Raw genomic sequence first — 16,356 nt, 5'->3', positions numbered from 1 at the left:
ACCCATGGGGCGCCGCAATAGAAAACACGCGGAAGAGCACGAGAATCTGGAGCGTTGGCTCGTTTCCTACGCCGACTTCATCACCCTGCTCTTTGCGTTTTTCGTCGTCATGTACGCCATCTCCTCGGTCAATGAGGGCAAGTACCGGGTGCTCTCCGACTCTCTGGTTTCAGCCTTTCGCAGTGCTCCCATCGTCGATGGCGGTGCAGTGATGGTAGTGCCTACCCGCTCACCGGGTAGTACCGTCAAACAGGTGGTGGTGAAAGAAGACCCCAAGCTCACCGAGGCCAAGCAGCAGCAGCGGGACAAGATGCGCAACGTGGCCAAGGATATCTTTGCCGTATTGGCGCCGCTGGTGCAGCAAGGCAAGGTTCGGGTCCTCGAAACCTCCCGAGGTGTCACGATCGAGATCAACGACAGCATTCTTTTCTCCCCGGGGCAGGCCCAACTGGAGCAAGCTTCTGTCCGTGCGATGCGGGCGGTGGGCGAAGTGCTGGCAAATACGGATTTCCCAATTACCATCGAAGGCCACACCGACAACGTGCCTATTCGTACCGCCCAGTTCCCCTCCAACTGGGAGCTGTCGGCGGTCCGGGCCACGACGGTGTTGCGGCTGTTCGTCGAGGCTGGCGTCATACCGGAGCACCTGACGGCCATTGGCTATGGCGAAACCAGGCCCGTAGAAGGCAATGAAAGCATCGAAGGGCGTGCCCGCAATCGCCGGGTGAGCATCCTCATTGATTCGATGCAGCCGGAAAAGGCCATGCCCATTAGCCCGCCGCCACAAACGCCGGCGGCATCCCCAGTTCCCCCCGCGGTGCCTGTCCGTTAAGGTCTGGGCAGGTACGAGCCAACAAGCTGCCTTTTTAGGGCCTTGTTGAAAACCAAGCGGGGGATGGTGAGCGTCGGTGACGCCTGAGTGCGGCCCTTAGACGGCGTCGATGATGCGGCGGCCGGAGAGCTGGGTAGGTTGGCCGTCGCGGCCGTAGAGATTGTTCTGGTTCTGGGTGGAGAGGAGTGCGCCCAGCACCTGCTGATTGGCCTGAAGACGCAAGGCAATCAGTTTCCCGTTCAGCAGGTTGAGTTCCCGCGCTTCATTGACGCAGGCCTTGAGGCGGGCCCACTGCTGCCGTACTGCGGCATCCTTGGGATTGGCTGCCAGCCAAGCTTCCATACCCAGGCGATCGGCCCCCAGGCCGGTCGCTGCGAGCTGCTTGTTGCGCTGCTCGCCATACAGGTTCAGGCGATCCACCAAGGCGGCCTTTTCTTCGCCGATGGGGCCCAGTGCCTCGGTATCCCCGTCAGTTAGGGCCTGCTGCTCCCGGGTCAGCAACTTGATGAACGCGACCATGGCCGCCACTTCATCCGTAAGCGTGCCCAGTAAGGTCGGCATCGGTGCATTCATGGCAAATGGATGGGGTCAACGCCTGGGGCGTTCAGGCCCGGCTTTGCTTGCCCAGCAGTTCCTGGGCGGAACTGATGAGGCTATCAGCGATGGCGCCAGCGTTGATGGTAAAGCGCCCTTCGGCAATCGCCTGCTTGATGGCGGCTACTTTGGCACTATCCACCGGACTACCGGAGGACTCCCGGGTTTCCAGGGATTGCATGCGGCCGGACAGACTCAACTGGACGTCGCTGGACTGGTTGGCAGGAGCCTGGGCCTTGGGCGAACGCTTTGCGGTATCGGCTCCGGTCAGGCCGGTTGGGGCGAGGGAAGCGTCGATTTTCACGGCAGAACCCTTTCAATGTCTTCATCTTGCTGAAATAAACGGCACCGGGGCGGAAAACTTGAGGCCATGCCGACACATATAGCGCTTAGTCCGAATTGTACTCCATGCCAGACCTGCGATGGGTTGGCCGATCCTGGACTACTGGCTGATTTCAATGATGCCGACGCCGCGGGCGATACCGCTCACCGTTTGTCCGCTATTGAGGCGAACCTGGGCAATTTGCCCCTCGGAAGCGTTATTCATGGCCCGCCCTTCGCTGGTGACGGAAAAGCCGGTGCCTTGGGAGACTACCTTGACGGTCTGGCCTTGCTGGATGAGCAGCGGTGCCATCAGTAGATCGCCACGCAGGGGCTGGCCGGCGGCAATGCCGTTGCGAACCGTCTTGCCCAGGGCCTGCTGTACATCGGTGACGACGCCGTTGGGTAGCCCGGCCAGATCGCCGCTCTGGGTCATGAAGTCGTTCATGGTGAGGACCTGCCCGGGAGAGAGGGGGCGGGCGGTGACCAGGTAATTGGTCGTGACGCTGATCTGGGTGGGCACGTAAATGGTCCAACCGGCCGGGCCCAGGCAGCGTACGCCAACGGATACCCGGCCCCAGAGCCGCGCCCCGGGCGGCAGGAAGGCTTCGACGGCAGGGCAGGGGGCCAGTTGGGTGCGGCTATCCAGGGGGGAAATGGTGAATTGAACCCGGCCGGGAAGGCCTCGGGTCTGGGTGCGCAGAAATTGGTCCACCGCATTGGAGATGACATCGGCGGTCTGGGCCGGTGCCAGGGCCGGTGCCAGGACGAGGAACAGCGCCAGGGCGCGCAGAAGGCGGGGCAGGTAGCGATTCATGGCCCTTATTGTGCACCAGCTGGCGCCTGGAAGATATCCGGAAGGCCCCGGTGCGGCAAAAGTTGCCGAGGTTCCGCGGCGGTGGCGTGGCGGGCCGTTTCGGGTCGAACCACCTGTGGTGGCAGGGCTGCTCCGCTTCTTCCTGTATTTCTAAAATATGGCACGGAATGTGCATTGAACTGGCAGCTCAATACTTATTTCCAGGTGGCCGCCATGGTCAGCAAGCTCGATCAAACCATCAACTTCCATCGCCAGGCTCTCGGTCTGCGTGCCTATCGGCAGCAGGTCCTCGCTACCAACATCGCCAACTCCGATACCCCGAACTACAAGGCTCGGGACATCGATTTCACTTCCGCCTTGCAAAACGCCCTGGCCGGCAAGAATGCCAGCGACCTGCAGCTGTCCACCACCGCAGCCCGGCATCTGCCCGGCACCGGCAATTCCGGCCCGGCCTCATTGCAGTACCGGACAGTGCATCAGCCCAGCGCTGACGGTAACACCGTGGATATGGACGTGGAGCGGGCAAAGTTCGCCGAGAACGCCATGCAGTACGAAGCCAGTCTGCAATTCATCGGTGGCCAATTCAAGACCATGCTGACGGCCATCCAGGGCCAGAGCGGCCAGTAAGGAGATAAGCCATGAGTATCTTCAACATGTTCCATGTGGCTGGCAGCGCCCTCACTGCCCAGTCCGTACGCCTCAATGCCGTGGCCTCCAACCTGGCCAACGCCGACAGCATCACTAGTGCCGACGGTCAGCCCTACCGTGCCAAACAGGTGGTATTTGAAGCCACCCCCATGGGCAGCAGCGACGCGGCTCAGGGCGTGCGAGTCAAGCAGGTGGTGGAAAGCGCCGCCCCGCCCCGCATGGTTTACGACCCGAAAAACCCGGCTGCCAACAATGAAGGGTATGTCTCCATGCCCAATGTGGATGCGGTGGAGGAAATGGTGAACATGATTTCCGCCTCCCGTTCCTATCAAAGCAACGCTGACGTCATGAACACGGCCAAGACCCTGCTCATGCGCACCCTGGCTATGGGCCAGTAACTAAATAACTAGGAGATTGCCATGGCCACCAATGCTGCCAATTCCACGACCACGGATCCCTATGCCTATCTGAACGGGGTTTCCACCAACAAAACCACGGGAAAGACCAAGTCGACCTCGGACGACATTCAGAGCCAGTTCATGACCATGCTGGTGACCCAGCTGCAGAATCAGGACCCGCTCAATCCCATGCAGAGCGCCGAGATGACCAGCCAACTGGCCCAGATCAACACGGTGAGTGGCATTGAGAAGCTCAATTCCACCATGGAAAAGGTGCTGAACATCTACGACGACGGCCAATCCATGCAGGCTGCCTCCATGCTCGGCAAGAATGTCCTGGTGCCGGGCGGCAATATTGGCCTCACCGACGGTGTTGCCGTCGGCGGTTTCGAGCTGGAAGGGGATGCAGACAAGGTCACGTTGACCGTCAAGGATGCCAACGGCCTGGTGGTGCGAACTGTCGAAATGGGCAAGGCCACTGCCGGCAGCCACCTCTACGCCTGGGACGGTAAGAACGATGCCGGTACCGTGCTGGCCAACGGCTCCTACACGGTGTCGGTGGCGGCGCTCAAGGGCACCAACAAGGTCACCTCCCAGCCCCTGCAGGTTGGCACGGTAAATGCTGTAGTTCGGGGGAGCAGTGGCTTCCAGCTGGATGTAGGCACCGGAAGCCTGATGAATTTCGACGACGTGCGGCAGATTCTGTAAAGGCAGGAGAACGACATGGCATTCCAACAAGGCTTGAGCGGCCTGAATACCTCGGCCAAAGCACTGGATGTGATCGGCAACAACGTGGCCAACTCCAGCACTGTCGGCTTCAAGATGTCCGATGCCCACTTTGCCGACGTCTATGCTGCCTCCCTCGGCGCCGGCGGCGCCAGCCAGGTCGGTATCGGTACCAACCTGGCCGGGATCATGCAGCAATTCACCCAGGGCAACGTTTCCACCACCAACAACACCCTGGATGTAGCCATCAATGGCAACGGCTTTTTCCGCCTGAGCAACAACGGCACCATCAGCTACAGCCGCAACGGCCAGTTCCACCTGGATAAGAACGGCTATATCGTCAATGACCAGAATCTGCGTCTGACCGGCTATCCGGCCGCCGGCGATGGCACCATCCGCCCCCAGAATCCCAAGGAACTGCAGCTGACCCCCGACCTGCTGAAGCTCTCTCCGGTGGCAACCGGGCAAAGCAAGGGCGGTAGTATCCTCGGCGCCGAAGTCAGCGTGAACCTGGACTCCCGGGTTTCCCCGCCGACCGTGCCTTGGGACTTCACCTCGATGTCCGGCTCCAAGGTGCCGACCATCAGCCCCAGCATGTACAACTACTCCACGGCCATGTCGATCTACGACACCCTGGGGAATCCCCACACCATGACCTTGTACTTCGCCAAGAGCGATGACCCGGCCGACCCCGTCGGTACCTGGAACATGTACGGCAATGTGGATGGCACCGAAATGTCCGCCGCTGGCGGCGATGTGCCCAACCTGGAAACGCCGATCAAGGTGACTTTCAATTCCCTGGGCCAGATGGAACCCCTCACCGATGCGGCCGCCACGCCGGGTCTGACCACCGGCATCCAGGTCAGCATCGACCTGGAAAATGTTGCCACCAATCTGAATCGCCCGTCCTGGGGGGCCAGTAGCTGGGGCACCGCCGGGGCTTCTCCGATTGCCCCATTTACCTTGAACCTGGCCGGTACCTCCCAATACGGTGCTGCTTTCTCCACCGGTCGCCTGGTGCAGGACGGTTACACCTCCGGCAACCTGTCCGGCTTGAACATCGGCAATGACGGCGTGGTGCAGGGCCGCTACAGCAACGGCCAAACCCGCAACATCGGTCAGATGGTGTTAGCGAACTTTGAGAACCCCAACGGCCTGCAATCCATCGGCGGTAATCAGTGGATCGAAACCTCCATCTCCGGTCAGCCGACAGTGGATGCGCCGGGCTCCGGCCGTCTGGGCCAGGTGCAATCCAACGCCGTGGAGGAGTCGAACGTGGATCTGACTTCGGAATTGGTGAAGATGATTACGCAGCAGCGTAACTATCAGGCAAATTCCCAGACCATCAAGACTCAGGATCAGATCATGCAGACCATCGTCAATCTGCGCTGATCCCTGAACTGATTGAATACCGTACTGACCCTGAACTAACCGACTACCGAGCCCTCCATGGACCGCCTAATCTATACCGCCATGACTGGCGCCAAGCATGCCTTCCTGCGGCAGGCCGGCGTGGCGCACAACCTGGCGAACGCGGCGACCACCGGCTACCGTTCCCAGGAGCATCATTTCCGGGCGGTGCAGGTGCAGGGCGAGGGTTTCCCGACCCGGGCCTTCACCGTGGATGCCTCGGTCAAGGATGTGATGGACCAGGGTCCCATGAGTTACACCGGCCGCTCCCTGGACGTGGCCGTCCAGGGCAAGGGCTGGATCGCCGTGCAGGGGGCCGACGGCAAGGAAGCCTATACCCGGGCCGGCAGCTTCGATGTCAATGCCAACGGCCAGCTGCAGACCAAGGAAGGCCAGAACGTGTTGGGCGAAGGCGGCCCCATCACCATTCCGCCGGATTCCTCGATTTCCGTGGCCCCGGACGGCACCATTTCCGTGGTGCCCACCTTCGGCGTGCCCAACACCACCAACGTGGTGGGGCGCGTCAAGCTGGTCAATCCCCCGGAAGACCAGCTGGAACGCGGTGCCGATGGCCTGTTCCGCCAGAAGAATGGCCAGCCGGCCAATCTGGACGCCAATGTGCGCCTGGCCCCCGAAACCCTGGAAGGCAGCAATGTGAACGTGGTGGATGCCATGGTGAACATGATCTCCATCGCCCGCCAGTTCGAGATGCAAATGAAGATGTTGCAGAACGCCGATACCAACGCCCGGGCTGCCAGCCAGCTCCTGACCGTGACGCGTTAAGCCTAGGATACGACCATGATTCGCTCCCTCTGGATTTCCCGCACCGGCCTTGATGCCCAGCAGATGCAGATGGATGTGATCGCCAACAACCTGGCGAACACCTCCACCAATGGCTTCAAGAAGTCCCGCGCCGTCTTCGAGGACCTGCTCTACCAGACCCTGCGCCAGCCCGGTGCCCAGTCTTCCCAGCAGACCCAGATTCCCGCCGGCCTGCAGCTGGGTACCGGTGTGAAGCCCGTCTCCACCGAGCGCATTCACACCCAGGGCAACCTGCAACAGACCGGTAACGGCCTCGATGTGGCCATCAACGGCGCCGGCTTCTTCCAGATCCTGATGCCGGACGGCTCCACCGCCTATACCCGGGATGGCTCCTTCCACAAGGATAACCAGGGCCAGATGGTGACCGCCAGCGGCTATCCGCTGCAGCCCAGCATCACCATTCCCCAAAATGCCCTGTCCCTGACCATCGGCAAGGACGGCACGGTGAGCATCACCCAGCCCGGCAATACGGCATCGGTGCAGATCGGCGCCATCCAGCTGGTCAGCTTCATCAACCCGTCGGGCCTGCAGAGCGTTGGCGAAAACCTCTTCCTCGAAACCTCCGCCAGCGGCACGCCCACGCCCAACACCCCGGGCACCAACGGCCTGGGGGTGCTTAACCAGAACTATGTGGAAACCTCCAACGTGAACGTTGCCGAGGAACTGGTGACCATGATTCAAACCCAGCGGGCCTATGAGCTCAATTCCAAGGTGGTCTCCACCTCGGACCAGATGCTGGCCCGCCTGACCCAGATGTAAGACCGGGGAGAACGACCATGACCAAGCCCCTTCTTGCCGCATTTGCCACCCTCCTGGCCCTGCTGGGAGGTTGCGCCTCGGTGCCGCCCACCAACGTGCATCAGCCCATGACCATCCGGCCCCAGCCCCGGGCCGACCTGGCTTCCAACAATGGCGGCATCTTCCAGCAGAGCGCCAGCCGGCCCCTGTTCGAGGATCGCCGGGCGAGGTTCGTCGGCGATACCATCATCGTCAACATCGTCGAGAACACCCAGGCCTCCATCAAGGGCAATACCAGTGCCGAGAAGACCGGCGCCATCAACGCCTCGGTGACCGGGCTGACCGGCGTGCCCGGCAAAACCTTCCAGGGGCTGAATGCCCAGGCCAGCAGTTCCAATACCTTCTCCGGCAAGGGCGAATCCGGCAGCAGCAACGTGTTTACCGGCACCATGACGGCGACGGTGATCGAAGTGCTGCCCAACGGCAACCTGCTGGTTTCCGGCGAGAAGCAGGTGGCGATTGGCCAGGGCCAGGAATTCATCCGGGTTTCCGGGGTGGTCAATCCCTACCAGGTCACGGCGGCCAATACGGTTAATTCCTCCCAGATGGCAGATGCCCGGATCGAGTACAAATCCTCCGGTTTCATCAACGAAGCCCAGGTCATGGGGTGGTTGGCACGATTCTTCCTTTCCTTCCTGCCGTTCTAGGAGAAAACGCAGGAGAAGGATCATGGACGGAAAATTCGGCAAAACCATGCGGGGGGTGGCAATTCTTGCCGCCGCCCTTTTGCCGCTGTTGCCCCTGCCGGCCCAGGCCGAGCGGATCAAGGACCTGGCCAGCGTTCAGGGGGTCCGCTCCAACCAACTGGTCGGTTACGGCCTGGTGGTGGGCCTGGATGGCAGCGGCGACCAGACGACCCAGACCCCCTTTACCGTCCAGAGCATCATCAACATGCTCTCCCAGCTCGGCATCACCATGCCGCCGGGCCAGTCCCTGCAATTGCGTAATGTGGCCGCCGTCATGGTCACCGCAACCCTGCCAGCCTTTGCCAAGCCCGGCCAGCAGATCGACATCACGGTCTCCTCCATGGGTAATGCCAAGAGCCTGCGGGGCGGCACCCTGGTCATGACGCCCCTGAAGGGCGCCGATGGCAATGTCTACGCCATGGCTCAAGGCAACGTGCTGGTGGGCGGTGCTGGAGCTTCCGCCGGTGGCTCCTCCGCCCAGATCAATCACCTGTCGGCCGGCCGCATTGCAGGCGGGGCGACGGTGGAACGCAGCGTGCCTACCCCGGTGGGTCAGGGGCCCTATGTGCATTACGAACTGAATACCACGGACTTCGGTACCGCCCGCCGCATCGTCGATGCCATCAACAAGGAAATGGGCCGCGACTTTGGCGCTGTAGCCCAGGCCCTGGATGGCCGGGTGATCCAGGTGCGGGCGCCGGAAGACACCAATGCCCGGGTCGCTTTCCTCGGCCGGGTCGAAAACCTCGATGTTCAGCCCATGAAGCAGCCGGCCAAGGTCATCGTCAATGCCCGTACCGGTTCGGTGGTGATGAACCAGGCGGTGACGGTGGATAACTGCGCCGTAGCCCACGGCAACCTCAATGTGGTGGTGGGCAACCAGGCCAACGTTAGCCAGCCCAATGCCCTGTCCGGTGGCCAGACGGCCGTGACCAACAACGCGGATATCCAGATCAAGCAGGACAACGGTGCCCTGCAGAACGTCAAGGCCAGTGCCAACCTGGCCGACGTGGTGAAGGCCCTGAATGCCCTGGGGGCCAATCCCCAGGATCTGCTGGCGATCCTCCAGGCCATGAAGGCGGCCGGCGCCCTGCGGGCCGAGCTGGAAGTGATCTAAGGCGTGACCCGGCGCCCGGACACGCCTAAAATTCGCCTGCCATGAAAGCCGACGACTTCTCCACCAACCGCCTGGCCGCCGATGTGCGGCAGACGGAGGACCTGCGCCTGAAGCTGAAGCAGAGTCCCCGGGAGGGCCTGAAGAAGGTGGCCCAGGAGTTCGAGTCCCTGTTCCTCAACATGATGTTGAAGAGCATGCGGGATACGCTGCCCCAGGACGGGATGTTCAGCAGCGATCAGACCCGCTTTTACACCTCCATGCTCGACCAGCAGCTGGCCCAGAAGCTCTCTTCCTCCGGCCAGTTGGGTTTTGCCCGGCTGATCGAGCAGCAGATGGGGCGGTTCCTGCCGCCGGACCCCGAAGGGGCTGCGGATGGCGCAGCAATTGGCGTTGGCGGCCAGGGAAGCGTTGGCAATGGCCTCTCCGAAAGCGCCGCGGCCGCCGGCATGTCGCCGGAGCGGATGCAGCAGGCCCTGCTGTTGGCCCGGGAGCGCATTGCCCAGAAGACTGCTGCGAGAAATGCTGCCCAGGCGGCCAATGCGGGGGCGGCGGCTGCCGTGACGGCAAATCCTGCCGCGGCAACCGACGAATCTGCCGCTTCGGCCGGTGCTGCCGGTGCCGGCGGCAAGGACTTCGTCAATCGCCTGTGGCCCCACGCCGTATCGGCCTCCCAGGCCACCGGGGTGCCGGCCCATTTCATGGTGGCACATGCCGCCCTGGAAACCGGCTGGGGCAAGTCCGAGATTCGCCGGGCTGACGGCAGCCCCAGCTACAACCTGTTCGGCGTCAAGGCCGGCAAGGGCTGGCAAGGCGCCACTGTGGACGCCACCACCACCGAATATGTGGGCGGCGTGGCCCAGACCACCAAGGAAAAATTCCGGGCTTACGGCTCCTATGCCGAAGCCTTCCGTGATTACGCCAGCCTGTTGCAGCGGCCCCGCTTTGCCGGTGCCCTGGGGCAACAGGATGGCATGGAGTTTGCTCGATCCCTGCAACAGGCAGGTTACGCGACGGACCCGATGTACGCCGAGAAGCTGGGGCGCATCATCAACGGTCCCACCCTGCGCCAAGCCCTTCAGGGCTGACCTGCCTAAATTTTCGCTGCAGTTTGCCGTTGAATACGGCAGGAATCGAGGTGCGTCATGTCCAATGGATTATTCGGTATCGGTATCACCGGCATCAGCGCCGCCCAGGTCGGGCTGCTGGTCACCGGCAACAACATCGCCAACGTCGATACCCCGGGCTACAACCGCCAGCGCATCGGCCAATCCAACAATATTTCGATTGCCACCGGGTCCGGCTATATCGGCATGGGCACCCGAGTGGATACCGTCACCCGTATCTACAATCAGGTTATCACGGACCAGATCAACCAGTCCCAGACCAAGGCCAGCGAACTTTCCAAGTACTACGACCAGATCAAGCAGATCGACAACATGCTGGCCGACGACAAGGCCGGCCTGTCGCCCACCCTGCAGGATCTCTTCAAGGGCGTGCAGACCGTGGCTTCCAACCCGGCCCTGACCACCTCCCGGGATTCGCTGATCTCTTCGGCCCAGACCTTTTCCTCCCGCCTGCAGAATCTGGAATCCCGCCTCAGCAGCATGTACGCCGGGGTTAACGGGCAGCTGGAAAGCACTGTATCGGCCATCAATTCCTACGCCCAGCAGATTGCCGAGCTGAACGAGCGCATCATCGTCGCCCAGGCGGCGGTGAACCAGCCGGCCAACTCCCTGCTGGATCAGCGGGATCAGCTCGTCGCCGAACTGAACAAGGAAGTGGCAGTGACCACGGTGGAGGAATCCAACGGTGCCTTCAGCGTCTTCATCGGCACCGGCCAGCAACTGGTGGTGGGCACCCGCGCCAACTCCCTGCAGGTTCGCCCCTCGGCCGCCGACCCCCAGCGCATGGCTATCGGCCTGACCACTGCCACCAGCTCCCAGGAAATGCCTGAGTACCTGTTCACCGGCGGCAACCTGGGCGGCCTGCTGAGCTTCCGTTCCGAATCCCTGGACAAGGCCGCCAATGCCCTGGGCCAGGTGGCTGTCTCCGTGGCCCTGACCTTCAATGCCCAGCACGCCCTGGGCCAGGACATGCTCGGCAACATCAACGTGCCGGCCGACGCGGACTTCAACGCCAATTTTTTCAATATTTCCGATCCCCGGGTCTGGCCCAATGCGCTGAACAAGGACAAGACGGTCGAAATGACTGCCAGCTATGTTCAGCCGCCGCCCCTGGTACTCAATGGCGGGGCCTTCAAGATGGCCTACGACTCGGTTTCCGGGACCTATACGGTGAGCAGTGCCTCCGGTGCGGCACCGTCGCCCTGGTCCGATACCAACCTGAACAACCTCATGCAGCAGGTGTACGACGATACCGGTACCACCCTGGACATGAGCAGCGGCCATTACGCCACCAACATCACGGCCAGCGACTACCGGGTGAGCTACGACGGTACCGACTATACTGTTACGCGTCTCACGGATGGGGCGAAGTGGGATTCGGCTACTTTGGGTGGTGTAGGTCCATTGGCCGCAAAAATTGCGGACAGTGAAGGAATTAATATCCGCTTCCCAGAATTGAGTGTTCCTGCTTCAGCCTCCCCCCAGCCGGGCGATTCTTTTTTGATTCAGCCGACCCGGGAAATTGCCCGCAACATCTCGGTGAACAAGGCCTTGGCGGCCGATACCCGCCTGTTTGCCGCTGGCCAGCCGGTACGCACCGGTTCCGCCAATGCCAATACGGGGAGTGGCGTCATTTCCGCCGGCAACGTGGTGGCTGGTTATACGGCGCCGACGGCCGGCAGCACCGGCACCGTGAAGATGACCTTCAACGGCGGCAACCTGGACTTCTCTGTGAACGGCGCTGGTGCTACCTTCGACGTGACCTACACCGACGCCACCGGTACCCATACGGTCAATGGTGCCTCGTCGATCCCCTATACCAATCCCTCCACCAAATACACGATCAACGGCATCAGCTTTGAAATCAGCGGCAATCCGAAGGACAGCGACACTTTTACCCTGGACCGCAATACCGGCGGTACTTCGGATGGCCGCAATGCCAACCTCCTGGGCCAGTTGCAGACCCAGGGAACGGTGGATGGCGGTGCCTCTTCCTACCAGGCAGCCTATGCCCGCCTGGTCAGCAACATTGGTAACAAGACCCGGGAAGTCCAGGTCACCCGGGATGCCCAGCAGGCCCTGGCGGACCAGGGCATCTCCGCCCGGGAAGCCCAGTCCGGGGTCAACCTGGATGAAGAAGCTGCCAATCTGCTGAAATTCCAGCAGGCTTACCAAGCCTCCGCCAAGATGATGACCATCGCTTCGGAGCTTTTCAGCACCGTGCTTTCCATCGGCCGTTAATGACCGGTGTGTTTTAGGGAGCTGCCACCATGCGCATCAGCACCAACATGATCTTCAATTCGGGAACCTCCGGGATCCTGAACAACCAGGCCGCCCAGCTCAAGACCTACAACCAGATCGCCACCGGCCGCCGCGTCGTCACGCCCGAGGACGACCCTGTCGCCGCCTCCCAGGTTCTAGTCAATATCCAGGCCCAGGAAGTAAACAAGCGCTACATGGAGAACCAGGGCCAGGCCAAGGACAGCCTCAAGCTGGTGGAAACCCAGCTGAACACGACGGTCAATACCATGCAGGAAATCCTGGACAAGACGATCCAGGCCGGCAATACCACCCTTAACGATGCTAACCGCTCAGCTATCGCCACGGAACTGGAGGAGCGCCTGAAGGAGTTGGTGTCGGTGGCCAACAGCCAGGACGGCAACGGCCATTACCTGTTCTCTGGCTATCAATCCACGGTACGCCCATTCAATGTCAGCGGCACCTCGGGGCCCTATTACAGCTTTGATCCAACGGACCTGACCCTGCCGGCCAACAACTACGTCTCCTTCAACGGCGACCAGGGAACCCGGGAACTGCAGGTGGATGCCTCGCGCCAGATGCCCATCAGCGAATCCGGTGCCGATATTTTCATGCGGGTGCGGGACCGTAACGGCAACGTCTCCAACCAGAGCATCTTCGATACCGTGCAGAATCTGGTGGATACCCTGAAGAAGCCGGTGGCCAATGATCCGGTGGCCGCCGCGGCCCTGCCGGGGGAAATCAGCAAGGCCCTGGACAATCTCTATGCCTCCAAGGACAACGCCGTGCGCGTTCGTTCCTCCGTCGGCGCCCGCCTCAGCGAGCTCGATTCCCTGGGCGAAGCCAGTTCCGATATCGACGTCCAGTATTCCTCGATCATTTCCAACCTGCGGGACCTGGACTACGCCTCCGCCCTGTCGGATCTGAGCAAGCAGCAGGTGCAATTGCAGGCTGCTCAGAAGGCCTTCACCACGGTTTCCAGCCTCAACCTGTTCAGCATGCTCTGATGCGCAGCGCGAGCGTACTGGCGGCGGCGCTGGTCCTGGGCCTGGCCGGCTGTGCCAAGTGGGACAGCCTGGGCGGGCCTTATCCGCATAAATCCACCCTGGTGCCGGCGGCCGAATTCCGGCTCACCGAGACCATTTCCTACTCCCTGGAAAAGCTGCTGCTGGCAGGGGCTGGTGCCTGGGTGCTGTACAACGTCTATGATCCCCTGGCGCCCAACTGGGAGCTGGTGGAAGCCAAGGTGGCGGACGACGTCTACGTCTTCGATCTGAAAATGAAACGCTTCCATACCGGCGGTTCCGGGGAAGCCATGCTGGTCATCAAGCGCCGGGCCGAGCAATTGCGCCGGGAGCAGGGGTTTGCCAGCTATCGGGTGGTGGATTACTACGAAGGCATCGAGTCTTCGACACCGGTGGCCCAGCGCTATGCCCAGGGCCTGATCCAGATGGCCGGCAAGAACACCGCGCCGGCCCGCTGAGACATATCAGCCCATTGGGGCCATGGCTCCGTCTGCCATCAGCGCTTGATGGGCGCCAGCACCGTCAGGGTAAGGCGGAATCCTTCATCGAACAGGCGAGTCAAGGGCTCCACCATATAAGGCAGGCTGAGGGCCAGGATGCCCAGGCCGATGGTCAGGGTGACGGGAAATCCCACCGCCATCAGGTTGAGCTGGGGGGCGGCCCGGGAGAGGATGGACAAGGCCAGGTTGGTGATTATCAGGGCAATGACCACGGGTAGGGACAGCAGCAACCCGATGCGGAAAATCTGGGTACCGGCTTCCGCCAGGTTGAGCCAGAGCCCGGCAGTCACCGAAGGGGTGGCGATGGGAATGGTGCGGAAGCTGTCCGCCAGGCCGGCAATCATCAACAGATGGCCATTCAAGGCCAGAAATACCAGGGTGGCACACAGGGTGACCACCTCTGCCACCACCCCGGTCTGGGCCGTATTCTGGGGATCGTAGAGTGTCGCGAAGCCCAAGCCCATCTGAAAGCTCATCAGTTCGCCGGCCATGGTGATGCCGGCAAAAATCAGGCGCATGACAAAAGCCAGGGACAGGCCGATCAGGATCTGCTGGGCCAGAATGGCCAGGCCGATGCCCGAGGCCGGCTCCATGGGGGGCAGGGGAGGGACGGTGGGAACGATGGCGGCGGCCAGAGCCAGGCCCAGTATCAGCCTGACCCGCCGCGGCACGGCCGCATTGTTGAAGACCGGAGCCGCGGCAACGAATGCCAGGATGCGGATCAGGGGGAAGATGAAGGCCGCGATCCAGGCGTTGAGCTGGGCCGAGGTGAAGCTGATCATCCGATGAGACTCGGAATGCTGGAAAAGAGGCGCTGGATGTAGTCGGTCATCATCTGCAGCATCCACGGCCCGGCGAACACCAGGGTGAGGAACATGGCGATGATCTTGGGCACAAAGGAGAGGGTGGTCTCGTTGAGAGAGGTGGCTGCCTGGAAAACGCTGATCAGGAGACCTACCACCAGGGCCACGATGAGCACCGGAGAGGAGACCAGGATGGTGATTTCCACGGCCTGGCGGCCGATATTCATGACGGTTTCGGGGGTCATGTGGCGAAACTCTGGACCAGGGAACCAAGGATCAGATGCCAGCCATCCACCAGCACGAATAGCATCATCTTGAAGGGCATGGCCACCATCACCGGCGACATCATCATCATGCCCATGGACATGAGCACGCTGCCCACCACCATGTCGATGATGAGGAAGGGGATGAAGATGATGAAACCGATCTGGAACGCCGTTTTCAGCTCGGAGGTGACGAAGGCGGGCACCAGGATGCGCAGAGGGACTTTATCCGGGCTCTCGATGTTCTTGATGTTGGCAAAGCCGGCAAAGAGGGCGATATCGGCCTCCCGGGTCTGCTTCAGCATGAAGCCCCGCACCGGCTGCTCGGCCCGTTCCAGGGCCTGCATGAAGGTGATCTTGTTTTCCGCCAGGGGAACGTAGGCTTCGGTATAGACCCGGTCAGCCACCGGCGACATGATGAAAAAAGTAAGGAACAGCGCCAGTCCCAGCAAGACCTGGTTGGGGGGCGTGGTCTGCAGGCCCATGGCGTGGCGCAGCATGGAGAGAACGATGATGATGCGGGTGAAGGCAGTCATCATCAGCAGCACGGCGGGAATGAAGGTGAGGGCCGTCAGGGTTAGCAGGGTCTGGATGGACAGGGTGTAGTTCTGTCCGCCGCCAGGGGCCGGGCTGCTGGTGAAGGCCGGTAGGCCGCCGGCCTGGGCCATGGCCGCCAGAGGCGCCAGAAGCAGGCTGAGGAATACGATCAGGGAGGGAATGGAGCAGCGTTTCATGGTCATTCGGGCGGGTTGTTCTTGCGGGCCATGACCTGGTTCAGCCAGTGGGCGAAGGAGGGCTGGCCCGGCGAACCCGGCAGGCCCTGGGGCAGCTGGCCCTTGGGCAGGGTATGCAGGGTGCGGAACTGGCCTGGGGCCATGCCGATCACCAGCCAGGTGTCTTCCACTTCCACCAGCAGGATGCGCTCCCGGTTGCCCACGGCGATGCCGCCAAGCAGTTTCAGGGGGCCCTGGCCAAAGGGGCGGCCGCCGTAGATACGGCGCATGAAAAAGGTGGCAGCGACCAGCAAGCCAAGCACCACTAGCAGGCCGAACAGGGCCTGCAGCACGCTGCTGCCGGAGATGCCGGGAGGTGGCGCGCTGGCGGCTGCCTGCTGCTGTCCCCAGGCGAGAAGCGGCAGGACGCCGGTTAGGGCACCGAGGATTCGTGGGGAAAGGCGGGCGAGGCGGAGCAAATGGGCTGGCACAAAGGTGTC

20 protein-coding genes are annotated in these 16,356 nt (G+C 61.9%); 13 read left to right on the top strand and 7 right to left on the bottom strand.

Going from position 1 to position 16,356, the window contains the following annotated elements; translation table 11 throughout:
* Window positions 1–4: 4 nt before the first annotated feature.
* A complete protein-coding gene (motD, locus tag AZSI13_RS00330) occupies window positions 5–832 on the top strand; it encodes a flagellar motor protein MotD (protein ID WP_109039193.1) in 828 nt (275 codons plus the stop codon).
* A gap of 96 nt (window positions 833–928) precedes the next feature.
* Here motD and AZSI13_RS00325 read toward each other — a convergent pair whose 3' ends face one another.
* The 3 genes from AZSI13_RS00325 to flgA all read right to left on the bottom strand — a co-directional run bounded on the left by AZSI13_RS00325 (window position 929) and on the right by flgA (window position 2,564).
* Complete coding sequence (locus tag AZSI13_RS00325; protein WP_165833254.1) at window positions 929–1,393, bottom strand: flagella synthesis protein FlgN; 465 nt, start codon at window positions 1,391–1,393, stop codon at window positions 929–931.
* Between the two features lie 43 nt (window positions 1,394–1,436).
* Window positions 1,437–1,730: a flagellar biosynthesis anti-sigma factor FlgM gene (gene flgM / locus AZSI13_RS00320; RefSeq protein ID WP_109039191.1), complete on the bottom strand. Its 294-nt coding sequence runs from the start codon at window positions 1,728–1,730 to the stop codon at window positions 1,437–1,439.
* Window positions 1,731–1,868: 138 nt separating this feature from the next.
* Window positions 1,869–2,564 (bottom strand): flagellar basal body P-ring formation chaperone FlgA, encoded by a 696-nt coding sequence (gene flgA / locus AZSI13_RS00315; protein ID WP_109039190.1) that lies wholly within the window; start codon window positions 2,562–2,564, stop codon window positions 1,869–1,871.
* A gap of 213 nt (window positions 2,565–2,777) precedes the next feature.
* On the opposite strand from flgA, the gene flgB reads away from it, so the two are divergent.
* The 12 genes from flgB to AZSI13_RS00255 are packed head-to-tail and all read left to right on the top strand — an operon-like array spanning window position 2,778 to window position 14,035.
* Window positions 2,778–3,191 (top strand): flagellar basal body rod protein FlgB, encoded by a 414-nt coding sequence (gene flgB, locus AZSI13_RS00310; protein ID WP_109039609.1) that lies wholly within the window; start codon window positions 2,778–2,780, stop codon window positions 3,189–3,191.
* An 11-nt stretch (window positions 3,192–3,202) separates the two neighbouring features.
* The gene (flgC, locus tag AZSI13_RS00305; protein ID WP_109039189.1) at window positions 3,203–3,610 is read left to right on the top strand and encodes a flagellar basal body rod protein FlgC; all 408 of its coding nucleotides are present in this window, start codon (window positions 3,203–3,205) and stop codon (window positions 3,608–3,610) included.
* Window positions 3,611–3,631: 21 nt separating this feature from the next.
* On the top strand, window positions 3,632–4,318 hold the full coding sequence (locus tag AZSI13_RS00300; RefSeq protein ID WP_109039188.1) for a flagellar hook assembly protein FlgD: 687 nt from the start codon (window positions 3,632–3,634) through the stop codon (window positions 4,316–4,318).
* A 15-nt stretch (window positions 4,319–4,333) separates the two neighbouring features.
* Entirely contained in the window at window positions 4,334–5,728 is a 1,395-nt protein-coding gene (flgE, locus tag AZSI13_RS00295; RefSeq protein ID WP_109039187.1) for a flagellar hook protein FlgE, read from the top strand.
* Between the two features lie 57 nt (window positions 5,729–5,785).
* Window positions 5,786–6,529: a flagellar basal-body rod protein FlgF gene (flgF, locus tag AZSI13_RS00290; RefSeq protein ID WP_109039186.1), complete on the top strand. Its 744-nt coding sequence runs from the start codon at window positions 5,786–5,788 to the stop codon at window positions 6,527–6,529.
* Window positions 6,530–6,544: 15 nt separating this feature from the next.
* On the top strand, window positions 6,545–7,327 hold the full coding sequence (gene flgG / locus AZSI13_RS00285) for a flagellar basal-body rod protein FlgG (protein WP_109039185.1): 783 nt from the start codon (window positions 6,545–6,547) through the stop codon (window positions 7,325–7,327).
* 17 nt (window positions 7,328–7,344) lie between these two features.
* Window positions 7,345–8,013, top strand: coding sequence for a flagellar basal body L-ring protein FlgH (locus tag AZSI13_RS00280; RefSeq protein ID WP_109039184.1), 669 nt, complete (start codon window positions 7,345–7,347; stop codon window positions 8,011–8,013).
* Between the two features lie 46 nt (window positions 8,014–8,059).
* Window positions 8,060–9,169, top strand: coding sequence for a flagellar basal body P-ring protein FlgI (locus AZSI13_RS00275; RefSeq protein ID WP_109039608.1), 1,110 nt, complete (start codon window positions 8,060–8,062; stop codon window positions 9,167–9,169).
* A 41-nt stretch (window positions 9,170–9,210) separates the two neighbouring features.
* The gene (flgJ, locus tag AZSI13_RS00270; RefSeq protein ID WP_109039183.1) at window positions 9,211–10,254 is read left to right on the top strand and encodes a flagellar assembly peptidoglycan hydrolase FlgJ; all 1,044 of its coding nucleotides are present in this window, start codon (window positions 9,211–9,213) and stop codon (window positions 10,252–10,254) included.
* Window positions 10,255–10,311: 57 nt separating this feature from the next.
* Complete coding sequence (gene flgK / locus AZSI13_RS00265; RefSeq protein ID WP_109039182.1) at window positions 10,312–12,534, top strand: flagellar hook-associated protein FlgK; 2,223 nt, start codon at window positions 10,312–10,314, stop codon at window positions 12,532–12,534.
* Between the two features lie 29 nt (window positions 12,535–12,563).
* A complete protein-coding gene (gene flgL / locus AZSI13_RS00260; protein WP_109039181.1) occupies window positions 12,564–13,559 on the top strand; it encodes a flagellar hook-associated protein FlgL in 996 nt (331 codons plus the stop codon).
* Window positions 13,559–14,035, top strand: a complete 477-nt coding sequence (locus AZSI13_RS00255; protein WP_109039180.1) for a hypothetical protein — start codon at window positions 13,559–13,561, stop codon at window positions 14,033–14,035. The genes flgL and AZSI13_RS00255 overlap by 1 nt, the downstream gene beginning before the upstream one ends.
* A gap of 38 nt (window positions 14,036–14,073) precedes the next feature.
* On the opposite strand, the gene fliR is transcribed toward AZSI13_RS00255, so the two are convergent.
* The 4 genes from fliR to fliO are packed head-to-tail and all read right to left on the bottom strand — an operon-like array spanning window position 14,074 to window position 16,347.
* Window positions 14,074–14,859, bottom strand: coding sequence for a flagellar biosynthetic protein FliR (fliR, locus tag AZSI13_RS00250; RefSeq protein WP_109039179.1), 786 nt, complete (start codon window positions 14,857–14,859; stop codon window positions 14,074–14,076).
* Window positions 14,856–15,125, bottom strand: coding sequence for a flagellar biosynthesis protein FliQ (gene fliQ, locus AZSI13_RS00245; RefSeq protein WP_109039178.1), 270 nt, complete (start codon window positions 15,123–15,125; stop codon window positions 14,856–14,858). Before fliQ ends, fliR begins: the two co-directional genes overlap by 4 nt.
* Entirely contained in the window at window positions 15,122–15,877 is a 756-nt protein-coding gene (gene fliP, locus AZSI13_RS00240) for a flagellar type III secretion system pore protein FliP (protein ID WP_109039607.1), read from the bottom strand. The genes fliQ and fliP overlap by 4 nt, the downstream gene beginning before the upstream one ends.
* 2 nt (window positions 15,878–15,879) lie before the next feature.
* On the bottom strand, window positions 15,880–16,347 hold the full coding sequence (fliO, locus tag AZSI13_RS00235; RefSeq protein WP_235609581.1) for a flagellar biosynthetic protein FliO: 468 nt from the start codon (window positions 16,345–16,347) through the stop codon (window positions 15,880–15,882).
* Window positions 16,348–16,356 lie beyond the last annotated feature (9 nt).

Origin of the sequence: Azospira sp. I13, assembly GCF_003112695.1 — a bacterium.
Lineage (GTDB): Bacteria > Pseudomonadota > Gammaproteobacteria > Burkholderiales > Rhodocyclaceae > Azospira.
This window is presented reverse-complemented; position numbering and strand designations above follow the sequence as displayed.

Coding starts and splice junctions, on each gene's coding strand:
- motD (WP_109039193.1), top strand. CDS start 5: ATGGGGCGCCGCAATAGAAAACACGCGGAAGAGCACGAGAATCTGGAG.
- AZSI13_RS00325 (WP_165833254.1), bottom strand. CDS start 1,393: ATGCCGACCTTACTGGGCACGCTTACGGATGAAGTGGCGGCCATGGTC.
- flgA (WP_109039190.1), bottom strand. CDS start 2,564: ATGAATCGCTACCTGCCCCGCCTTCTGCGCGCCCTGGCGCTGTTCCTC.
- flgB (WP_109039609.1), top strand. CDS start 2,778: ATGGTCAGCAAGCTCGATCAAACCATCAACTTCCATCGCCAGGCTCTC.
- flgC (WP_109039189.1), top strand. CDS start 3,203: ATGAGTATCTTCAACATGTTCCATGTGGCTGGCAGCGCCCTCACTGCC.
- AZSI13_RS00300 (WP_109039188.1), top strand. CDS start 3,632: ATGGCCACCAATGCTGCCAATTCCACGACCACGGATCCCTATGCCTAT.
- flgE (WP_109039187.1), top strand. CDS start 4,334: ATGGCATTCCAACAAGGCTTGAGCGGCCTGAATACCTCGGCCAAAGCA.
- flgF (WP_109039186.1), top strand. CDS start 5,786: ATGGACCGCCTAATCTATACCGCCATGACTGGCGCCAAGCATGCCTTC.
- flgG (WP_109039185.1), top strand. CDS start 6,545: ATGATTCGCTCCCTCTGGATTTCCCGCACCGGCCTTGATGCCCAGCAG.
- AZSI13_RS00280 (WP_109039184.1), top strand. CDS start 7,345: ATGACCAAGCCCCTTCTTGCCGCATTTGCCACCCTCCTGGCCCTGCTG.
- AZSI13_RS00275 (WP_109039608.1), top strand. CDS start 8,060: ATGCGGGGGGTGGCAATTCTTGCCGCCGCCCTTTTGCCGCTGTTGCCC.
- flgJ (WP_109039183.1), top strand. CDS start 9,211: ATGAAAGCCGACGACTTCTCCACCAACCGCCTGGCCGCCGATGTGCGG.
- flgK (WP_109039182.1), top strand. CDS start 10,312: ATGTCCAATGGATTATTCGGTATCGGTATCACCGGCATCAGCGCCGCC.
- flgL (WP_109039181.1), top strand. CDS start 12,564: ATGCGCATCAGCACCAACATGATCTTCAATTCGGGAACCTCCGGGATC.
- AZSI13_RS00255 (WP_109039180.1), top strand. CDS start 13,559: ATGCGCAGCGCGAGCGTACTGGCGGCGGCGCTGGTCCTGGGCCTGGCC.
- fliR (WP_109039179.1), bottom strand. CDS start 14,859: ATGATCAGCTTCACCTCGGCCCAGCTCAACGCCTGGATCGCGGCCTTC.
- fliQ (WP_109039178.1), bottom strand. CDS start 15,125: ATGACCCCCGAAACCGTCATGAATATCGGCCGCCAGGCCGTGGAAATC.
- fliP (WP_109039607.1), bottom strand. CDS start 15,877: ATGAAACGCTGCTCCATTCCCTCCCTGATCGTATTCCTCAGCCTGCTT.